Here is a 17535-nt window from a genome sequence, read left to right as displayed (position 1 = left end):
GCACCGCCCACCTCACAGGTTCGGGTCGTCGACGGGATGGGAGCCCTTCCGCAGCCAGACCCCGCCGCTGATGATCGAGGACAGGCCGCCGTGCCGCTCGAGGGTGTCGGCGCGGACGGCGAGGTAGATGTGCAGGACCACGAAGATCCAGAACACCAGCATGATCACGTAGTGCAGCTGGCGCACCAGCGGCTCGCCGAGCAGGCCGACCGGCCACTGCAGGAGGCTCCACAGCCAGAAGTCGGTGTGGTAGAGCCCGTACAGGCCGAACCCGGTCACCACCTCGACCAGCGCCAGGACGTAGATGCCGGTGTAGGTGAGCTGCTGCAGCGGGTTGTGCGCGATGTAGGTGGGCGCGTTCTCGGGGTGCACCAGCAGGTACGCCGAGATCGTCCGGCCCATGTTGCGCACGTCCTGCCGGCTCTTGAGCGGCCACAGCGCCGGCCAGCGCACGAACCGGTTCCGCGAGAAGAGCAGCAGGTAGAGCCGCCACAGGCCGAGGGTCACCCAGCCGTAGGCGACCGCGAAGTGCACGAACCGCACCCAGCCCATGAAGAAGCCCGCGCCGCCGCGACTGCCGTCGAAGAACGGGTTGGCGATGTAGTAGCCGGTGACCGTCAGCAGGGTGATCGCCACGACGTTGAGCCAGTGCAGCCAGCGCAGCGTCGCCGGCCAGACGGGCACCCGGACCCACTCGGCCGGACGGCTCGAGACGTCGGCGCGGAACCCCTTGGCGCGCGCGGTCCGCACCGGCACGAACCCGTGCACCTCGAACCTCCCGGCGCCGGCCGCGGACACCGGGGCCGTGGCCACCGCGAGCGGGCGGTAGCCGCGCCGGCCGACGTACGACGCGTTGTTCATCAGCAGCAGCCGCCGGTCCGGGCTCAGCCGGGCGGCGCCGGCCACCGCGCGCAGGTCGCCGCGCATCACGTCGAGCTCCTCGACGTCGGTGCCGTCGGGGAGGCGGAGACCGCGCACCCGGGTCACGCTGTAGCGCCGCTCCGGCGTGGCCGGCTCGAACGAGACCGTCTCCACCGGCGGCATCGGCCGCTCGTCGTAGAACGCCCGGGTCTCCTGGAGCAGCGCGAGGTCGACCGGGTCGGCGGAGTCCGCCGGCGCGGCCGCCGCCGCGAGCGCGACGAGCCGGGCCGAGCTGGTCGGGCCCAGCGAGGCCGGGGTGCCGATCTGGATGCGGCCCAGCCGGATCCGGCCCGGCCCGCGCGAGTGCGGCGGCTCGGCGAGCGCGCCGACGGCGCCCTCCCCCGGCTCCATCAGGGGGTCACCACCCTCTGCAGCTCGGCGCCGGAGGGGTCCAGGACGTGCACGGCGCAGGACATGCAGGGGTCGAAGGAGTGGATGGTGCGCAGCGGCTCCAGTGGCTGGTCGGGCCGCACCAGCGGGTGGGCGCCCTCGGCCAGGGAGTACTCGTAGGGCCCGGGCCGGCCGGCCGCGTCGCGTCCGCCGCCGAGCCAGGTCGTGGGCACCACCGCCTGGTAGCGCGCGACCTTGCCGTCCTCGACGGTGCACCAGTGGGTGAGGTTGCCGCGGGCGACCTCGAGCACGGAGTAGCCGGAGACGGCCTCGTCGGGCCAGCTGTCCGGCTCCCACTTGTCCGGGTTGAACACGTCGGTCCGCCCGCGCGCGATGTTGGCGGTGAACGTCGCGTAGGTGCTGTCGACCATCAGCTCGCTCGCGGTCACCGCCTCGATGGCGCGGCACAGGATCCGGCCGGCGGTGGAGTTGAGCTGGGCGCGCCGGATCCGGAGCCTGCCGAGCGCCTCGTCGACCAGCTCCACGGTGCGCTCGTGCCCCTGGGCGTAGGCGAGCAGGACGCGCGCGACGGGGCCGACCTGCACGGCGCGGCCGTCGTAGCGCGGCGCCTTGGACCAGGTGTACCTGTCCTGGTCGCCGAGCCAGGTCCACGGCAGCTCGGGTCCGGTGTAGTCGACGGTGGTCTCCCCCCGCGCCGGCGGCAGGCCGGCGTCGTCGCCGTCCTGGTAGGTGTACCAGGCCGAGGCGACGTACTCCTCGATCAGCCCCGGGTCGAAGGGGCGCACGGTGTCGTAGTCGCCGTCGAGCAGCACGCCCGCCGCGATCGGGCTCATGGAGGGCCGGGTGCGGGCGGCGGCCGGGTCTCCGGCGTACGTCGCGCCGACCATCCCGGCGGCCAGGAAGTCCGGCTGGCCGGCGCCGATGTCGAACCACTCCCGGTAGGCGCCCATGATCGCGAGGACGTCCGGGTAGTAGCAGTCGCGCACGAAGGTGCGGGTCTCCTCCAGCCAGGCGGCGACCTGGTCGAGCGTGACCTGGTTGATCGTGGCCTGGTTGTCGAGGTTGATCGAGCAGGCCATGCCCCCGACCAGGAAGTTGGGGTGCGGGTTCTTGCCGCCGAAGACGGTGCCGATCCGGATCATCGAGCGCTGGAACTCCAGGGCGTCGAGGTAGTGGGCGACCGCCATCAGGTTGGCCGCCGGCGGGAGCTTGTAGCCGGGGTGGTCCCAGTAGCCGTTGGTGAAGATGCTGAGCTGCCCGCTGGCGAGCACGCCCTCGACGGTCTGCTTGACCTCGCGCATCCGGTCCACCGAGTTGCCCGACCAGCGCGAGCCGACGCCGCTGGCGAAGGCGACCGCGGCGTTCGGGTCCGCGGTCGCGGCCGAGGGGACATTGACCCAGTCCAGCGCCTGCAGGTGGTAGAAGTGGATCACGTGGTCCTGCACCGTCTGGCTGCCCAGCACCAGGTCGCGGATCAGCTCGGCCTGGACCGGCGGGCGGTAGTCGAGGGCGTCCTCGACGGCCACGATCGAGGCCACGGCGTGCACGGCGGTGCAGACGCCGCAGATGCGTTGGGCGAAGGCCCAGGCGTCGCGCGGGTCGCGGCCCTGCAGGATGATCTCGATCCCGCGGAACTGGGTGACCTCGGACCAGGCGTCGGAGATGACGCCGTCCGCGACCTCCATCTCCATGCGCAGATGGCCCTCGATCCGGGTCAACGGGTCGATCACGACACGCTCGGTGGCCATCAGCGCTCGTCCTCCTCGGTGCGGGTGTCGGTGCGGGTGTCGGTGCGGGCGTCGGCGTCCGGCTCGGCGTCCTCGCGCAGGGCCGGCGTCGGCAGCCAGACCCGGTCGGTGTCGCCGAACGCCGCCAGCGGCTCCTCCTGCCGCTCGGCCCGGCGCTGGACCCAGCGCTGTCCGGCGGTGGCCGCGGCGTGCACCGCCACCCCGCCGACCGTGGCCCCGAGCAGGGCCAGGCCGATCTTGTTGGCCGTGGTCTCGACCCCGATGCCCGGGATCTTCACGTCGGGGAGCGCCTGGTAGAACGGCGTGAACCGGTCGAAGAAGTCGCGCTCGGTGCACCCGATGCAGGGGTGGCCGGCGCCGATGGGCCAGCTGGTGCCGAGGTTCCACTGCATGATCGGGCAGGGGCTGAAGGTCGCGGGGCCCTTGCAGCCGACGTCCCACAGGCACCAGCCCTCGCGGGCCGCGTCGTCGTCGAAGGAGCGCACGAACTGGCCGGCGTCGAAGCGCGCGCGGCGGGGACAGGCGTCGTGGATCCGGGTGCCGTAGGCGAACAGCGGGCGACCCTCGCCGTCGGTGTCCGGCAGCGAGTCGTGGGTCAGCAGGTAGGTGATGGCGGCGGTGATCACCTCGCCGATCGGCGGGCAGCCGGCGACGTTGAGCACCGGCTTGTCGGTGATGATCTCCTCCACCCCGACCGCATCGGTCGGATTCGGGTTCGAGGCCTGCACGGATCCCCAGACGGCGCACGCCCCCACGGCCAGGATCGCGGTGGCGTTCTCCGCCGAGTCGCGCAGCACCTTCTCGGCCGACTCGCCGCCGATGACGGTGAAGGCGCCGCCGGCGCCCCGGGGGATCGAGCCGTTCACGACGAGCACGTGCGGCTGCTCGTTGACCGTCTCGAGCGCCTGGTTCGCCGCGTCGCCCGAGGGCGCCATCAGCAGCTCGACGTAGTCGACGGAGAGCAGGCTGAGCACGATGTCCTCGACGGTGGTCCCGCCCGAGCGCAGCGCGCTCTCGAGGCAGCCGGTGCACTCCTGGAGCTGCAGCCAGGCGACCTTCGGCTTGGTGATCGCCAGCAGCCTCTCGGCGATCTGCTCCGCGCTCGGAGCCGCCGACGCCGGGTCGGCGACCACGCCCAGCACCGGGCTGCCGACGGCGAAGATCGCCGCCATCTTGCTGCAGAACCCCAGGAAGTCGCGGCGGCTGACGCCGACGCGGGCCAGGTTGTCGGCCAGGGTGCCGTCCTGCCAGACCGGGGAACCGGGCATCTGCTCACCGCCTTCGCGCGACGGTCCGAAAGCTCCGGGCACCGCGCCCGGTCCGTCACGATCTCAACGTATCGAGCCTGGCGCCGCACGCACCGGGCTCCGGTCCCGGGAGACCGGGCCGAAGGTCCCTTCCCGGACCGGTCGGATCAGGTCGGATCAGGCCGTGGTCAGATCAGGTCGTGTCGGACGACGGTCGCCGCGCGGGAGGGGCCGACACCGACCGCGGAGATGCGGGCGCCGGACATGGCCTCGACCGCCTCGACGTACCGCCGCGCGTTGGCCGGCAGCTCCTCGAACGTGCGGGCATCGGAGATGTCCTCCCACCAGCCGTCGAGGTACTCGTAGATCGGTACGGCGTGGTGGAAGTCGCTCTGGTTGACCGGCATCTCGTCGTGGCGGGTGCCGTCGACGTCGTAGGCGACGCAGACCGGCACCCGCTCCAGGCCGGTGAGCACGTCGAGCTTGGTGAGCACGAAGTCGGTGACGCCGTTGACCCGGGCGGCGTAGCGGGCGATGACGGCGTCGTACCAGCCGCAGCGGCGCGGGCGCCCGGTCGTGGTGCCGTACTCGGCGCCGACCTTGCGCAGGTGCTCTCCGGCATCGTCGTGCAGCTCGGTCGGGAACGGGCCCTCGCCGACGCGGGTGGTGTAGGCCTTGACGATGCCGATGATCCGGTCGAGCCGGGTCGGCGGGATGCCGGAGCCGGTGCAGGCGCCGCCGGAGGTCGCCGACGACGAGGTCACGAACGGGTACGTCCCGTGGTCGACGTCGAGCAGGGTGGCCTGGCCGGCCTCGAGCAGCACGGTCTCGCCGCGGTCGAGCGCCTGGTTGAGCAGCAGGCCGGTGTCGCAGACCATCGGGCGCAGCCGGTCGGCGTAGGCGCGCAGCTCCTCGACGGTCTCGTCGACGGTGGCCGGACGGCGGTTGTAGACCTTGGTGAGCACCTGGCCCTTGAGCTCGAGGACGCCCTCCACCTTCTGGGTCAGGATCTTCTCGTCGAAGATGTCCTGGATCCGGATGCCGACGCGGTTCATCTTGTCGGCGTACGTCGGACCGATGCCGCGTCCGGTGGTCCCGATCCGCCGCGAGCCCAGGAAACGCTCGGTGACCTTGTCGAGGGTGCGGTTGTAGTCCGCGATCACGTGCGCATTCGCGCTGATCCGCAGGCGGCTGACGTCGACGCCGCGCGCGACCAGGCCGTCGAGCTCCTCGACGAGCACCGCGAGGTCGACGACCACGCCGTTGCCGATGACCGGGGTGCAGCCGGGGGTGAGGATGCCGCTGGGCAGCAGGTGCAGCGCGTACTTCTCGCTGGCCCCGTCCGGTCCGTCGATGACGACCGTGTGGCCGGCATTGTTGCCGCCGTTGAACTTCACGACGTAGTCGACGCGCGAGCCGAGGACGTCGGTCGCCTTGCCCTTGCCCTCGTCGCCCCACTGGGCGCCGATGATGGCGATGGCTGGCATGGGCGGGCCTCCTGCAAAAGGGAGAAGCCCCGGCACAACAGCACCGGAGCTCTTGCGGCGTCACGCTACCAAAGGGCGCCCTTCGGGGTGGGTTTCGGGCCGGGCGCGCTCGGATAGTGTCCGCGAGGTGGACCCCCTCCTCGTGATCACGAACGCCGAGGCCGGCACCGCGGACGAGGAGGGCCTGGCGGCCGCGCTCGCCGTGCTCCGGGAGCGGGCGTCGGTCGAGGTCGCGTCGACCTCGCGTCCGGGCGAGCTGGACGGCGTACTGCACCGCGCGGGCTCGCGGCGGATCGTGGTCGCCGGGGGCGACGGCAGCCTGCACGCGGTGATCTCCGCGCTGCACCGCCGCCAGGAGCTCGAGAGCGCCGTGCTCGGGCTGCTGCCGCTCGGCACCGGCAACGACTTCGCCCGCGGTGTCGACATCCCGCTCGACATCGAGGAGGCCGCACGCGTCGTGCGCGACGGCGTACCGACGCCGATGGACCTGGTCGTCGACGAGGTCGGCGAGGTGGTCGTCAACGGCGTGCACGTCGGCGTCGGCGCGGAGGCGAGCCGGCGCGCGGCCGGCCTGAAGAGGCGGGTCGGCAGGCTCGGCTACCCGGTCGGCGCGCTGCTGACCGCAGTCGACCCGCCGACGGTGCGGCTGCGCGTCGAGATCGACGGGGAGGTCGTCTGCGACCTCGACGACCCGGTGCTCCAGGTCGCGGTCGGCAACGGCCCGTCGGTCGGCGGCGGCACCCGCCTCACCCCCGAGGCCGACCCGCGCGACGGCCGGGTCGACGTGCTGATCTCGCGATCGACCGGCCCGATCGCGCGGCTGCTCTACGCCGTGCGGCTCGGGTTCGCGACCCACCACCGCCGCGAGGACGTCACCTACCGCCGCGGCCGCACCGTGTCGGTGTCCGGCGGCCCGTTCTGGTGCAGCGCGGACGGCGAGGTCTACGGGCCCGAGCGGCGCCGCACCTGGCGCGTGGAGCCGGCGGCCTACCGGATGGTGCTGCCCTGACGAGGGCGTCCCGCCGCTGCCAGGCTTTCGGTACACGGGATGCAACGGCTGCTGGCCACCGCGGACTGGGACGTCGACGCGGTCCGCGACGACGTCCGCGACTACGTGGTCGAGCATCTCGCGCTGGTCTCTACTGAGCCCAATCTGGCGCGGAGCTACGAGTCACGCGCTGCCCACGTCGTCACCGTCCGATGTCGGGTTTCCCTCGAGGCACTCCCGCCGTGGCACAAGGACGCGGATGTCTTCAGCGAGTTTGTCGACTATCCCGTGCGTGCCTAACCGTCTGCACGCTCATCGAGTGCCGCCTGAAGCGTGGTCAGATGCTCGTTGATGATGTCGCGGACCAGATCGGGGTTGACTCGGAAGTACTCGTGGATCACCACGTTGCGGAGTCCCACGATCGAGGGCCACGGGACCTCGGAGTGCATCGCCTTCAGTTCGGCAGGCAGTGCTCTCACCGCCTCCCCGATCACAGCGAGGTTGCGAAGCACCGCGTCGTACGCCATCGAGCCGAACTCAGGTGAGTCGAGATGATCGCGGTAGATCAGGCAACGTGCGATCGCGGCCCGGACGTCTTCGACACGCTCGTCGTCGGATCGACTCACACAGCCACCGCATCGGACAATGCGCCGAGCGACACCTCGCGCCGCAGCAGACTCTCCGCCACGACGTCGACCCTGACACCAAGAAGGGCAGACAACTCCTCCGAGAGCCCGGCCACGCGGAGGAGCTCGTTGCCGGCACCAGGAGCGAGATCGACGATCAGGTCGAGGTCACTGTCCAGCCGAGCCTCGCCGCGAGCAACAGACCCGAACAGCCGGGCGTTCGTCGCGCCGTACCTGGCCAGGATCTCCGACACATCACGACTCCGCGCAGCAAGCGCGGCACGGAGTCTCAGCGAGGCCGGAGTCGGCGTGTTCATGGGTCCAGAGTAACGATACGGTCGACCGAACGACGAAGGTCGACTTCCGAACCGGAAGTCGACCTTGTCTACAGACTCACTTTGGTGGAACCAGCTGCGACGGGCTACTATGCCTCCGGCTTGAGGTGCGGGAAGAGGATCGTCTCCCGGATGCCCGCCCCGGTGAACAGCATGATCAGCCGGTCGATGCCCAGGCCCAGGCCGCCCATCGGCGGGGCGCCGTACTCCAGCGCCCGCAGGAAGTCCTCGTCGAGCTGCATCGCCTCGGGGTCGCCGCCGGCGGCCTGCCGCGACTGCTCGGTGAGCACGTCGCGCTGGACGACCGGGTCGACCAGCTCGCTGAACGCGGTGCCGCGCTCGACGCCGCCGACGATCAGGTCCCACGCCTCGATCAGGCGCGGGTCGTCGCGGTGCGGGCGGGCCAGCGGCTGCGCGGACGGCGGGTAGTCGCAGACGAACGTCGGCTGCAGCAGCCGCGGCTCGACCAGCTCGCCGAGCAGCTCGAGCACGAGCTTCTCGGCGTCCCAGGAGTCGTCGTACTCCAGGTCGTGCTCGGCCATGAGCGCGCGGAGGGTGGCCGCGTCGGTGTCCGGCGTGACCTCGCGGCCGACCGCCTCGCTGACGCCGGTGTAGACGGGCAGCCAGCGCCACTCGCCGTCCAGGTCGACGGTGCCGGCCGGCGTCTCCAGCTGCCGGCCTCCGGTGGCGTCGGCCGCCGCGAGGACCATGTCCCTCATCAGGTCGGCCATCGTGTGCTGGTCGCCGTAGGCCTGGTAGACCTCGAGCATCGTGAACTCCGGGCTGTGCGTGGAGTCGGCGCCCTCGTTGCGGAAGATCCGGCCGATCTCGAAGACCCGGTCGACGCCGCCGACGACGGCCTTCTTCAGGTTCAGCTCCAGCGCGATGCGGAGCACCATCTCCTGGTCGAAGGCGTTGATGTGCGTGCGGAACGGCCGCGCCCTCGCGCCGCCGTGGACGAGCTGGAGCACCGGCGTCTCGATCTCCAGGTAGCCCTGGTCCTCGAGCGTCCGGCGTACGGCGCGCACGATGGCGGCGCGGGCGCGGACCATGTCGCGGGCCTCCTGACGCACGATCAGGTCGGCGTACCGCTGGCGGACCCGCGACTCCTCGGAGAGCTCCTTGTGCAGCACCGGCATCGGGCGCAGCGCCTTGCTCGCCATCTCCCAGCGGGTGGCCATGACCGAGAGCTCGCCGCGCTTGGACGCGATCACCCGGCCCTCGACGAAGACGTGGTCGCCCAGGTCGACGGTGTGCTTCCAGTCGGCCAGCGACTCCTCGCCGACCTCGGCCAGGCTGAGCATCACCTGGAGGCGGGTGCCGCTCTGCCCATGTGTCTGGCCATCCTGGAGCGTGGCGAAGCAGAGCTTGCCGGTGTTGCGGACGAACACCACGCGGCCGGCGACCCCGACGACGTCGCCGGTCTCCTCGCCGGCCTCGAGGTGGCCCCACGTCTCGCGGACCTCGGCCAGCGTGTGGGTGCGCGGCACCGTGACCGGGTAGGCCTGGCGGCCCTGCTCCAGCAGCCGCGCCCGCTTCTCCCGGCGGACCAGCATCTGGTCGTTCAGGTCGAGGTCCGGCTGATCGGGCGTGTCGGTCACCGGGCAAGGCTACCGACGGGCTCAGCCCTCGCCGTCGTCGCCCAGCAGCTCGGTCCAACCGGTCGGGCTGGAGTCGCGGAGGAACGCCGAGCACCGCTCCCACTCGGCGTCCTCGCCGATCGCGCGGGCCGCGAGGGCGAGCAGCGCCAGGCAGGTGAGGAAGCCGCGGTTGGGCTCGTGCTCCCACGGCACCGGGCCGTGGCCCTTCCAGCCGCTGCGGCGCAGCAGGTCGAGGCTGCGGTGGTAGCCGACCCGCGCGTAGGCGTAGATCGTGACCGGGTCCTCGTCGGCGTCGGCAGCCAGTGTCGCGAGGGTGGCCCAGGCCAGCGGCGACTCGGGGTGGCGGCGTACGACGTCGAGCGCGTCGGCGTCCGGCACCAGGTCGGCCGCGGCCGGGTCCTCGGGGAGGTGGGTGGGCGGGGGTCCCGCCATCAGGTCCTGACCGGTGAGGGAGCTCATGGCGCAATTGTCCACGCCCGGGTGTTAGGTGGGGACGTGACCCAGCGAGCGTCCGTCCCCGCGACCGACCCGACCGGCGGCAGGGAGCCGTGGCCGGCGCTCTTCGCGCTGTGCATCGGCTTCTTCATGATCCTGGTCGACACGACCATCGTGTCGGTCGCGACGCCGGCGATCATCGAGGACCTCCGGGCCGACGTGAACGACGTGGTCTGGGTGACCAGCGCCTACCTGCTCGCCTACGCCGTGCCGGTGCTCATCACCGGCCGCCTCGGCGACCGGTTCGGGCCCAAGAACGTCTATCTGATCGGCCTCACCGTCTTCACGCTCGCGTCGCTGTGGTGCGGCCTGACCGGCAGCATCGAGGGGCTGATCGCGGCGCGGGTCGTGCAGGGCCTCGGCGCCGCGATGATCACGCCGCAGACGATGGCGATCATCACCCGGATCTTCCCGGCCGACCGCCGCGGCGCGGCGATGTCGCTGTGGGGCGCGACCGCGGGCGTGGCCACGCTGGTCGGCCCGATCCTCGGCGGCGTGCTCGTCGACGGCCTCGGCTGGGAGTGGATCTTCTTCATCAACGTGCCGGTCGGCGTCGTCGGCTTCGCGCTGGCCTGGCGGCTGGTGCCGGCGCTGCCGACGCACTCGCACCGGTTCGACTGGCCGGGCGTCGCGCTCAGCGGGGTCGGCATGTTCCTGCTGGTCTTCGGCATCCAGGAGGGCCACCAGTTCGACTGGAGCACCGGCATCTGGGCGATGATCGTGGCCGGCCTCGCGGTGTCCGCCCTGTTCGTGCTCTGGCAGGCGCGCAACCGCGCCGAGCCGCTGGTGCCGCTCGGCGTCTTCCGCGACCGCAACTTCTCGCTGGCGAACGTCGCGATCTCGGTGATGGGCTTCTCCATCACCGGGCTGTCGATCCCGGTGATGATCTGGGCGCAGGTCGTGCGCGGCCTCAGCCCGACCCGGGCCGCGCTGCTGCTCGTGCCGATGGCGGTCATGACGATCACGCTGGCCAGGCCGGTGGGCCGGCTGACCGACCGGCTGCACCCGCGGCTGCTGACCGCGTCCGGCTTCACCGCGCTGTTCGCCGGGCTGCTCTCGCTGAGCTTCGCGATGACCCCGGACACCTCGATCTGGTGGACCGTGCCGCCGATGGCCGTCTTCGGCGTCGGCAACGCGCTCGTCTGGTCGCCCAACAGCGCCACCGCCACCCGCAACCTGCCGCTCCGGCTGGCCGGCGCCGGGGCGGGCGTCTACAACGCCACCCGCCAGGTCGGCGCCGTGCTCGGCTCCGCCGCGATCGCGGTGCTCATCGACGCCCGCCTCGCCGCCGAGGGGCTGCCGGCGTTCCAGGGCGAGGGCGGTTCCGGGTCCGTGTCACTGCCCCCGGACGTGGCCCGGTCCTTCAGCGACGCCATGTCCACCGCCGTACTCCTGCCGGTGGGGGCGTTCGTCATCGGCTTCGTCGCCGTGCTGTTCTTCGAACGGCCCCGGCATGCTGGGTTCTCGGGTGTCGCTGCTCCTGCGGCGGGGGCGGACTGACGCGGTGGCGGAATCCCCGGCTGACCGGGGAAGCCTGACGTTGTCAGGGGTTGCAACGCCTGACAACGTCAGGGATCCCCGGCTGACCGGGGATCCATCCCGGGGAGCCGGATCAGCCGATCGACCGCCCAGCAGACCGCAGGTTCTCGCAGGCCTCGACGACGCGGGCGGCCATGCCGGCCTCGGCGGCCTTGCCCCAGGCGCGGGGGTCGTAGGCCTTCTTGTTGCCGACCTCGCCGTCGACCTTGAGGACGCCGTCGTAGTTGGTGAACATGTGCGCGGCGACCGGGCGGGTGAAGGCGTACTGGGTGTCGGTGTCGACGTTCATCTTCACCACGCCGTAGTCGACGGCCGCGCCGATCTCCTCGGGCGTGGAGCCGGAGCCGCCGTGGAAGACCAGGTGGAACGGCTTCGCGCCGGCCTCGAGGCCGAACTCGGCGACCACCGCGGCCTGCGCCTCCTGCAGCACCTCCGGGCGGAGCTTGACGTTGCCCGGCTTGTACACGCCGTGCACGTTGCCGAAGGTCAGCGCGGTCATGTAGTAGCCGCGGTCGCCGTAGCCGAGCGCCCGCGCGGTCGCGACGGCGTCCTCGGGGGTGGAGTAGAGCTTCTCGTTGATGGCGTTCTCGACGCCGTCCTCCTCGCCGCCGACCACGCCGACCTCGATCTCGAGGATGACCTTGGCCCTGAGGCAGCGGTCGAGCAGCTCCTCGGCGATGGCCAGGTTCTCGTCGAGGGGTACGGCGGAGCCGTCCCACATGTGCGACTGGAACAGCGGCGCCTCGCCGCGCGCGACCCGCTCCTCCGAGAGCGCCAGCAGCGGCCGGACGAAGCCGTCGAGCCTGTCCTGGGGGCAGTGGTCGGTGTGCAGCGCGATGTTGACCGGGTAGCTCCTGGCGACCTCGGCGGCGTACGCCGCGAAGGCGACCGAGCCGGACACCATGTCCTTGACCGAGGGGCCGGAGAGGTACTCGGCGCCGCCGGTGGACACCTGGACGATGCCGTCCGAGCCGGCGTCCGCGAAGCCCTTGAGCGCCGCATTGAGGGTCTGCGAGGACGACACGTTGATGGCCGGGAACGCGAACTGGCCCGCCTTCGCGGTGTCCAGCATCTCGGCGTACTTCTCGGGGGTCACGATGGGCATGTCAGGACTCCTCGGCTGCGCGGGGCGATAGCGGGGCGATACGGGCGGGCGGCTGACTCCGACCCTAGCGAGTGCCCCCGAGCATGACGACGCGACGGCGCCTCGACCCGGATGAAAGCTTCCTCATCCGCGCTTCATGGACACCTCACGCACGCGGGACAGCCTCGTGGGCACACGGCCCCCCGACAAGGCGGGGGCCACGACAACCGGAGGTAATCATGGCCCGCTCCAAGATCTTCTCGTCCCTCGAGCCCGCCGCGGCCCGGCGTCGCCGGCGCCACTCACGTGGCCACCGCCCCAACCACGGGCGCACCCGGACGCGCACGCGCACGCGCGACTGACCCGCGGCGGGCGGCGGCGAGGGCCACGGCCCTCGCCGCCGCCCGCGCCGTCGCCCACCCCAGCACCCGGCCCCAACACCGGTCCAGCACCGAGGAGCCCGATGTCCCGCCTGATCGCGCTGCTGCGCCCCCCGCCCGACGACTCCGGGCTGGTCGAGGCCGCGCCCCCGATGACGATCGTCGGCGTCCTGCGCCGCTTCGGCCCGCGGCTGCGCGGGCTGCGCCGCTGGCTGGCGTTCGGCCTGCTGCTCCTGGCCGCGGCGCCGCTGATCGAGGTCGCCGAGGTGATGCTCTTCCAGCGGCTGGTCGACGACGTGCTCGTGCCCGCCGACCTCGGCCCGCTGCTCACGATCGCGCTGCTCTACATCGGGCTCAACCTGGCCGGCGCCCTCGTCTCCGGCGCGGACGACTACCTCACCACCTGGATCTCGCAGCGCTTCCTCTTCGACCTGCGCTCCGACGTCTTCGGGCACACGCTCTCGCTGCCGCTGCCCTCGCTGGACCGGCGCCGCCTGGGCGACGTGATGTCGCGGCTCACCTCCGACGTGGCCGCGGTCGAGTCGTTCATGATCGGCAACCTCGCCTCGGGCATCGGCAACCTCGTGCGCCTGATCGTGTACGTCGGCGCACTGGTGTGGCTGGACTGGCTGCTCGCCCTCGCGGCGCTGGCGGTGGTGCCGCTGCTCGGCTGGGTGACCAGCCGGTTCGCCCGGTTCGTCCGCGCGGTGTCGCGCGAGCGGCGCCGCCGATCGGGCTCGCTCAGCGCGGTGGCCGAGGAGAACCTCGCCAACGCCGCGCTGGTGCAGGCCTACGGCCGGGAGGGGGACGCGCTCGCGAAGTACCAGCGTGAGAACCGGGCCATCGTCGGCGCCGAGCTCGCCGGCAGCCGGATCCGCGCGGTGTTCCTGCCCGCCGTCGACCTCGCCGAGCTCGTCGGCGTCCTGGCCGTGGTCGGCCTCGGCACCTGGGCGCTCTCGCAGGACCGGCTCACCGTCGGGGGCCTGCTCGCCTTCCTCGCGCTGCTCGCGCAGTGCTACGGACCCCTGCGCTCGCTGGCCGACCTGGTCCCCGCGCTCTTCTCCGCCTCGGCCGGCGTCGAGCGGATCGTCGACCTGCTCGACCAGGAGCGGCCGACCGACCGTCCCGGCGCCCGGCCGCTGGCGCCGACCGCCGGCGCCGTCGAGCTGCGCGGCGTCTCGGTGCGCTACCCCGACGCCGCCCGCGACGCGCTCACCGACGTCGACCTGCGCGTGGCGCCCGGGGAGTGCGTCGCGCTGCTCGGCCCCAGCGGCGCCGGCAAGACGACCGTCGCGCGCCTGCTCACCCGCCACCTCGACCCCGACCACGGCCGGGTCGCCATCGACGGCGTCGACCTGCGCGACGCGACGCTCGCCTCGGTGCGCGAGGCCGTCACCGTCGTGCTCCAGGAGCAGTTGCTCCTCGACGAGACCGTGCACGACAACATCGCCTTCGCCCGGCCGGACGCCGACCGGGCGGACGTCGTGGCAGCGGCCCGGGCGGCCGACGCCGACGAGTTCGTACGCCGCCTCCCCGACGGCTACGACACCCGGATCGGCCAGCGCGGCCGGTCCCTCTCCGGAGGCCAGCGGCAGCGGCTCGCGATGGCCCGCGCGCTGCTGCGCGACGCCCCGGTGCTGGTGCTCGACGAGCCGACCACGGGCCTGGACCCCGACACCGCCCGCCGGGTGATGTCGGCCCTCGTCGCGGCCGCCGGGCGACGTACCGTCCTGGTGATCACGCACGACCCCGCGGTGCTCGACGTCATCGACCGGGTCGTGCGCCTCGACCACGGTCGGATCGTCGGAGAGCCGGTGCCGGCGTGAGCGCGCCGGCCGTGGTCGCTCCCGGCCGCGAGCTGCTGCCCGGGTACGTCGCCGTGCGGCTGCTCAGCCGCGGCCACCGGCTGGACACCTACGACGCCTGGAGCGAGGAGCGGGGGTGCCGCTGCGTCGTGAAGACGGTCCGCCCCGACCGCCTCGGCGAGGAGCGGATCCGCGCGGCCGCGCTCACCGAGGGCCGGATCCTCCTCGGCATCGCCCACCCCCACCTGGTCCGCTGCTACGAGGTCGTCGAGGACCCGGTGCCCGCGGTCGTGCTCGAGACCCTCACCGGTCAGACGCTGGACGCGCTCGTCGACCGGCGCCCCCTGCACCCCGACGACGCCGCCGAGCTCGGGCTGCAGCTCTCCTCCGCGCTGGCGCATGTGCACTCCCACGGCTGGCTGCACCTCGACGTGAAGCCGGAGAACGTCGTCGTGCAGGCCGGCCGCGCGGTGCTGCTCGACCTGAGCCTGGCCCAGCGGCCCGGGCCGGGCGCGCCGGGCGCGGGGACCGAGGAGTACCTCGCGCCCGAGCAGCACGACGCCCTCGACCTCGGGCCGGCGACCGACGTCTGGGGCCTGGGCCAGACCCTGGTCGAGAGCCTGACCCGTGAGATCGCGCAGCCGGGCTGGCCGGACGGATCGCCGGCACTGCCCCGGGTCGCGCCCGCCTTCCGCCGGCGCCGCCTCGACCCGGCGTACCGCTCGCTGCTGGAGGCGTGCCTGGCCCCCGACCCCGCCCTGCGGCCGACGCTCGCCGAGGTGGGCGACGTGCTCAGCCGCGCCAGGCGTCCTCGCCGCTGAGGTCGGCGTGCTGCCGCACCCAGGCGTGCATCGCGATCGCGGCGGCCGCCGACGCGTTGATCGAGCGGGTCGACCCGAACTGCGCGATCGAGAACGTCGCGTCGCACGCCTCCCTCGCGGCCTCCGACAGGCCGGGGCCCTCCTGCCCGAAGAGGAGGCAGGCCCGGCGCGGCAGCGACGCGGTCTCCAGGTGCAGCGAGCCGGGCAGGTTGTCGACGCCGAGCAGGACGACGTCGCCTCCAGGAAGCGAGTGCAGGTACGCCGCCAGGTCGGCGACGCTCGGATGGTGCCGGACGTGCTGGTAGCGGTCGGTGACCATCGCGCCGCGGCGGTTCCACCGGCGGTTGCCGACGATGTGCACCTCGGCGGCGAGGAACGCGTTCGCGGTCCGCACGATCGTGCCGATGTTGAAGTCGTGCTGCCAGTTCTCGATGGCGACGTGGAAGCAGTGGCGGCGGGCGTCCAGGTCGGCGACGATCGCCTCGACGGTCCAGTACCGGTACCGGTCGACGACGTTGCGTCGGTCGCCCTCGGCGAGCAGCGCGGCGTCGTACTGCTCGCCGTCGGGCCACGGCCCCTCCCACGGCCCGACGCCCACCTCGGGCGGGCCGTGCGGCATCGGGTCGTACGGCGCCCGGTCCTCCTGCCTGTCCACGGGCGAAACGGTAGGCGATGCGTCACGTGCGGTTCACCGCCGGCGGGTACCGTGATCGGGTGATCGCCGGCCTCACCCAGCCCCTCCTGCTCGGCATGGACTGGATGGACCCCAACTGGCTGCTCGACCAGTTCGGCGGCGCCTTCTACTGGGTGAGCCTGCTGATCATCTTCATCGAGTGCGGCCTGCTCTTCCCGTTCCTGCCGGGCGACACCCTGCTCTTCGCCCTCGGGCTGTTCCTGAACTCCGGGCGGATCGACGTGTTCGGCACCGCGCCGGTGGTCGAGCTGCTGATCGCGTTCGTGCTGCTCACGGCCGCGGCGTTCCTCGGCAACGTGGTCGGCTACGAGATCGGCCGCGCGATCGGGCCACGGCTCTACGAGCGCGACGGCCGGCTGTTCAAGAAGAAGTACTTCGACCAGACCCACGCGTTCTTCGACAAGCACGGCAACAAGGCGCTGGTCGTCGGCCGGTTCGTGCCGTTCGTGCGCACCTTCATCACGGTCGTCGCCGGCGTCACCCGGATGGACCGGCGCCGGTACCTCACCTGGAGCCTCGTCGGCGCCGTGCTCTGGGTCGGCAGCATCCTGCTGCTCGGCTTCACCCTGGGCCAGGCGTTCCCGGGCCTCGGCGAGAACATCGACAAGGCGATCCTGGTCATCCTCGCGTTCACCGTGGTGCCGATCGCGTGGGAGCTGTGGCAGCGCCGCCGGCACAAGGCGCAGCGTCGCGCGGCCGAGCGGCAGCGCCACGCGGCGGCCGAGGCGACCGGGCCGGCCGAGCGCGACGTCACCGTGATGACGACGCAGCCCTCCGACGGCGCCTGACCCGGAGGACCAGCCAGCGCCCCACGAAGAGCACCACCGCGGCGATGACGACCCACTGGAACCAGCCGACGACGCCCTCGACCCGGTACCACTGCTCGCCGAGCTGGTAGCCCGCCAGGACGAAGACGGTGTTCCAGATGGCGCTGCCGAGCGTGGTGAGGACGAGGAACTGCCCCAGCGGCATGGCCGCGACGCCGGCCGGCACCGAGATCAGGCTGCGGAAGAGCGGGACCATCCGGCCGAAGAAGACCGCCTTGCGGCCGTGCCGGGCGAACCACTCCTCGGTGCGGACGAAGTCGACGTCCTCGACCAACGGCAGCCGCTGCCAGATCGCGAAGACCCGGTCCCGGCCGAGCAGCCGGCCCAGCGCGTAGAGCACCAGAGCGCCGACGACCGAGCCGACCGTGGTCCACACCAGGGCGGAGGCGAGGGAGAGGTCGCCGCGGCTGGCGGTGAAGCCCGCCAGGGGGAGGATGACCTCGCTCGGCAGCGGCGGGAAGAGGTTCTCCAGGGCGATGAGCAGCCCGGCGCCGACGCCGCCGAGCCGCTCCATGACGTCGACGGACCAGCCGGCGACCCCGGTCAGCTCGCTGGGATCTCCGGCCGTCGCGGCGCTGAACACCGG

The 17535-nt window shown here is 72.5% G+C and carries 17 protein-coding genes; 6 read left to right on the top strand and 11 right to left on the bottom strand.

Translation table 11 applies throughout. The annotated features are described in order from the left end of the window. Window positions 1-12 precede the first annotated feature (12 nt). The 4 genes from cybH to ACYVKX_RS07100 form a co-directional block, all read right to left on the bottom strand. On the bottom strand, window positions 13-1272 hold the full coding sequence (gene cybH / locus ACYVKX_RS07115; RefSeq protein ID WP_460830043.1) for a Ni/Fe-hydrogenase, b-type cytochrome subunit: 1260 nt from the start codon (window positions 1270-1272) through the stop codon (window positions 13-15). Further along, window positions 1272-3020 (bottom strand): nickel-dependent hydrogenase large subunit, encoded by a 1749-nt coding sequence (locus ACYVKX_RS07110; protein ID WP_460830042.1) that lies wholly within the window; start codon window positions 3018-3020, stop codon window positions 1272-1274. The genes cybH and ACYVKX_RS07110 overlap by 1 nt, the downstream gene beginning before the upstream one ends. Then, complete coding sequence (locus ACYVKX_RS07105; protein ID WP_460830041.1) at window positions 3020-4288, bottom strand: hydrogenase small subunit; 1269 nt, start codon at window positions 4286-4288, stop codon at window positions 3020-3022. The genes ACYVKX_RS07110 and ACYVKX_RS07105 overlap by 1 nt, the downstream gene beginning before the upstream one ends. 167 nt (window positions 4289-4455) lie before the next feature. Then, window positions 4456-5754: an adenylosuccinate synthase gene (locus ACYVKX_RS07100; RefSeq protein WP_460830040.1), complete on the bottom strand. Its 1299-nt coding sequence runs from the start codon at window positions 5752-5754 to the stop codon at window positions 4456-4458. Window positions 5755-5881: 127 nt separating this feature from the next. Between ACYVKX_RS07100 and ACYVKX_RS07095 the strand changes: the two genes are divergently transcribed. Together ACYVKX_RS07095 and ACYVKX_RS07090 are read left to right on the top strand one after the other, a co-directional pair. Further along, window positions 5882-6763, top strand: coding sequence for a diacylglycerol/lipid kinase family protein (locus ACYVKX_RS07095; RefSeq protein ID WP_460830039.1), 882 nt, complete (start codon window positions 5882-5884; stop codon window positions 6761-6763). Between the two features lie 39 nt (window positions 6764-6802). Beyond that, entirely contained in the window at window positions 6803-7042 is a 240-nt protein-coding gene (locus tag ACYVKX_RS07090) for a hypothetical protein (RefSeq protein WP_460830038.1), read from the top strand. On the opposite strand, the gene ACYVKX_RS07085 is transcribed toward ACYVKX_RS07090, so the two are convergent. The 4 genes from ACYVKX_RS07085 to ACYVKX_RS07070 all read right to left on the bottom strand — a co-directional run bounded on the left by ACYVKX_RS07085 (window position 7039) and on the right by ACYVKX_RS07070 (window position 9763). Continuing rightward, entirely contained in the window at window positions 7039-7368 is a 330-nt protein-coding gene (locus ACYVKX_RS07085; protein ID WP_460830037.1) for a HepT-like ribonuclease domain-containing protein, read from the bottom strand. The two genes, ACYVKX_RS07090 and ACYVKX_RS07085, sit on opposite strands and share 4 nt — an antisense overlap. Next, window positions 7365-7685, bottom strand: coding sequence for a nucleotidyltransferase family protein (locus ACYVKX_RS07080; RefSeq protein WP_460830036.1), 321 nt, complete (start codon window positions 7683-7685; stop codon window positions 7365-7367). Before ACYVKX_RS07080 ends, ACYVKX_RS07085 begins: the two co-directional genes overlap by 4 nt. Window positions 7686-7792: 107 nt before the next feature. After that, the gene (gene lysS, locus ACYVKX_RS07075) at window positions 7793-9304 is read right to left on the bottom strand and encodes a lysine--tRNA ligase (protein ID WP_460830035.1); all 1512 of its coding nucleotides are present in this window, start codon (window positions 9302-9304) and stop codon (window positions 7793-7795) included. A gap of 21 nt (window positions 9305-9325) precedes the next feature. Then, window positions 9326-9763, bottom strand: coding sequence for a DUF3151 domain-containing protein (locus tag ACYVKX_RS07070; RefSeq protein ID WP_460830034.1), 438 nt, complete (start codon window positions 9761-9763; stop codon window positions 9326-9328). A 36-nt stretch (window positions 9764-9799) separates the two neighbouring features. On the opposite strand from ACYVKX_RS07070, the gene ACYVKX_RS07065 reads away from it, so the two are divergent. Beyond that, window positions 9800-11299: a DHA2 family efflux MFS transporter permease subunit gene (locus ACYVKX_RS07065; RefSeq protein WP_460830033.1), complete on the top strand. Its 1500-nt coding sequence runs from the start codon at window positions 9800-9802 to the stop codon at window positions 11297-11299. A gap of 112 nt (window positions 11300-11411) precedes the next feature. On the opposite strand, the gene fbaA is transcribed toward ACYVKX_RS07065, so the two are convergent. After that, window positions 11412-12443, bottom strand: coding sequence for a class II fructose-bisphosphate aldolase (fbaA, locus tag ACYVKX_RS07060; RefSeq protein ID WP_460830032.1), 1032 nt, complete (start codon window positions 12441-12443; stop codon window positions 11412-11414). A 442-nt stretch (window positions 12444-12885) separates the two neighbouring features. Here fbaA and ACYVKX_RS07055 point away from each other — a divergent pair, with 442 nt between their 5' ends. Together ACYVKX_RS07055 and ACYVKX_RS07050 are read left to right on the top strand one after the other, a co-directional pair. After that, window positions 12886-14628, top strand: a complete 1743-nt coding sequence (locus ACYVKX_RS07055; RefSeq protein WP_460830031.1) for an ABC transporter ATP-binding protein — start codon at window positions 12886-12888, stop codon at window positions 14626-14628. After that, on the top strand, window positions 14625-15428 hold the full coding sequence (locus ACYVKX_RS07050; RefSeq protein ID WP_460830030.1) for a serine/threonine-protein kinase: 804 nt from the start codon (window positions 14625-14627) through the stop codon (window positions 15426-15428). The genes ACYVKX_RS07055 and ACYVKX_RS07050 overlap by 4 nt, the downstream gene beginning before the upstream one ends. Here ACYVKX_RS07050 and ACYVKX_RS07045 read toward each other — a convergent pair. Next, window positions 15400-16047 carry a TrmH family RNA methyltransferase gene (locus tag ACYVKX_RS07045; RefSeq protein WP_460830125.1) on the bottom strand — a complete coding sequence of 216 codons (648 nt, stop codon included), beginning with the start codon at window positions 16045-16047 and terminating at the stop codon, window positions 15400-15402. The genes ACYVKX_RS07050 and ACYVKX_RS07045 overlap by 29 nt on opposite strands. Before the next feature lie 53 nt (window positions 16048-16100). Here ACYVKX_RS07045 and ACYVKX_RS07040 point away from each other — a divergent pair, with 53 nt between their 5' ends. After that, window positions 16101-16910, top strand: a complete 810-nt coding sequence (locus ACYVKX_RS07040) for a DedA family protein (RefSeq protein WP_460830029.1) — start codon at window positions 16101-16103, stop codon at window positions 16908-16910. Here ACYVKX_RS07040 and ACYVKX_RS07035 read toward each other — a convergent pair. After that, window positions 16873-17532, bottom strand: coding sequence for a DedA family protein (locus ACYVKX_RS07035; RefSeq protein WP_460830028.1), 660 nt, complete (start codon window positions 17530-17532; stop codon window positions 16873-16875). The genes ACYVKX_RS07040 and ACYVKX_RS07035 overlap by 38 nt on opposite strands. Between the last annotated feature and the right edge of the window lie 3 nt (window positions 17533-17535).

It is taken from the genome of Nocardioides hungaricus, from assembly GCF_054782915.1.
Note: the sequence above shows the minus strand (reverse complement) of the source record. Positions and strands in the feature narration are given on the sequence as shown.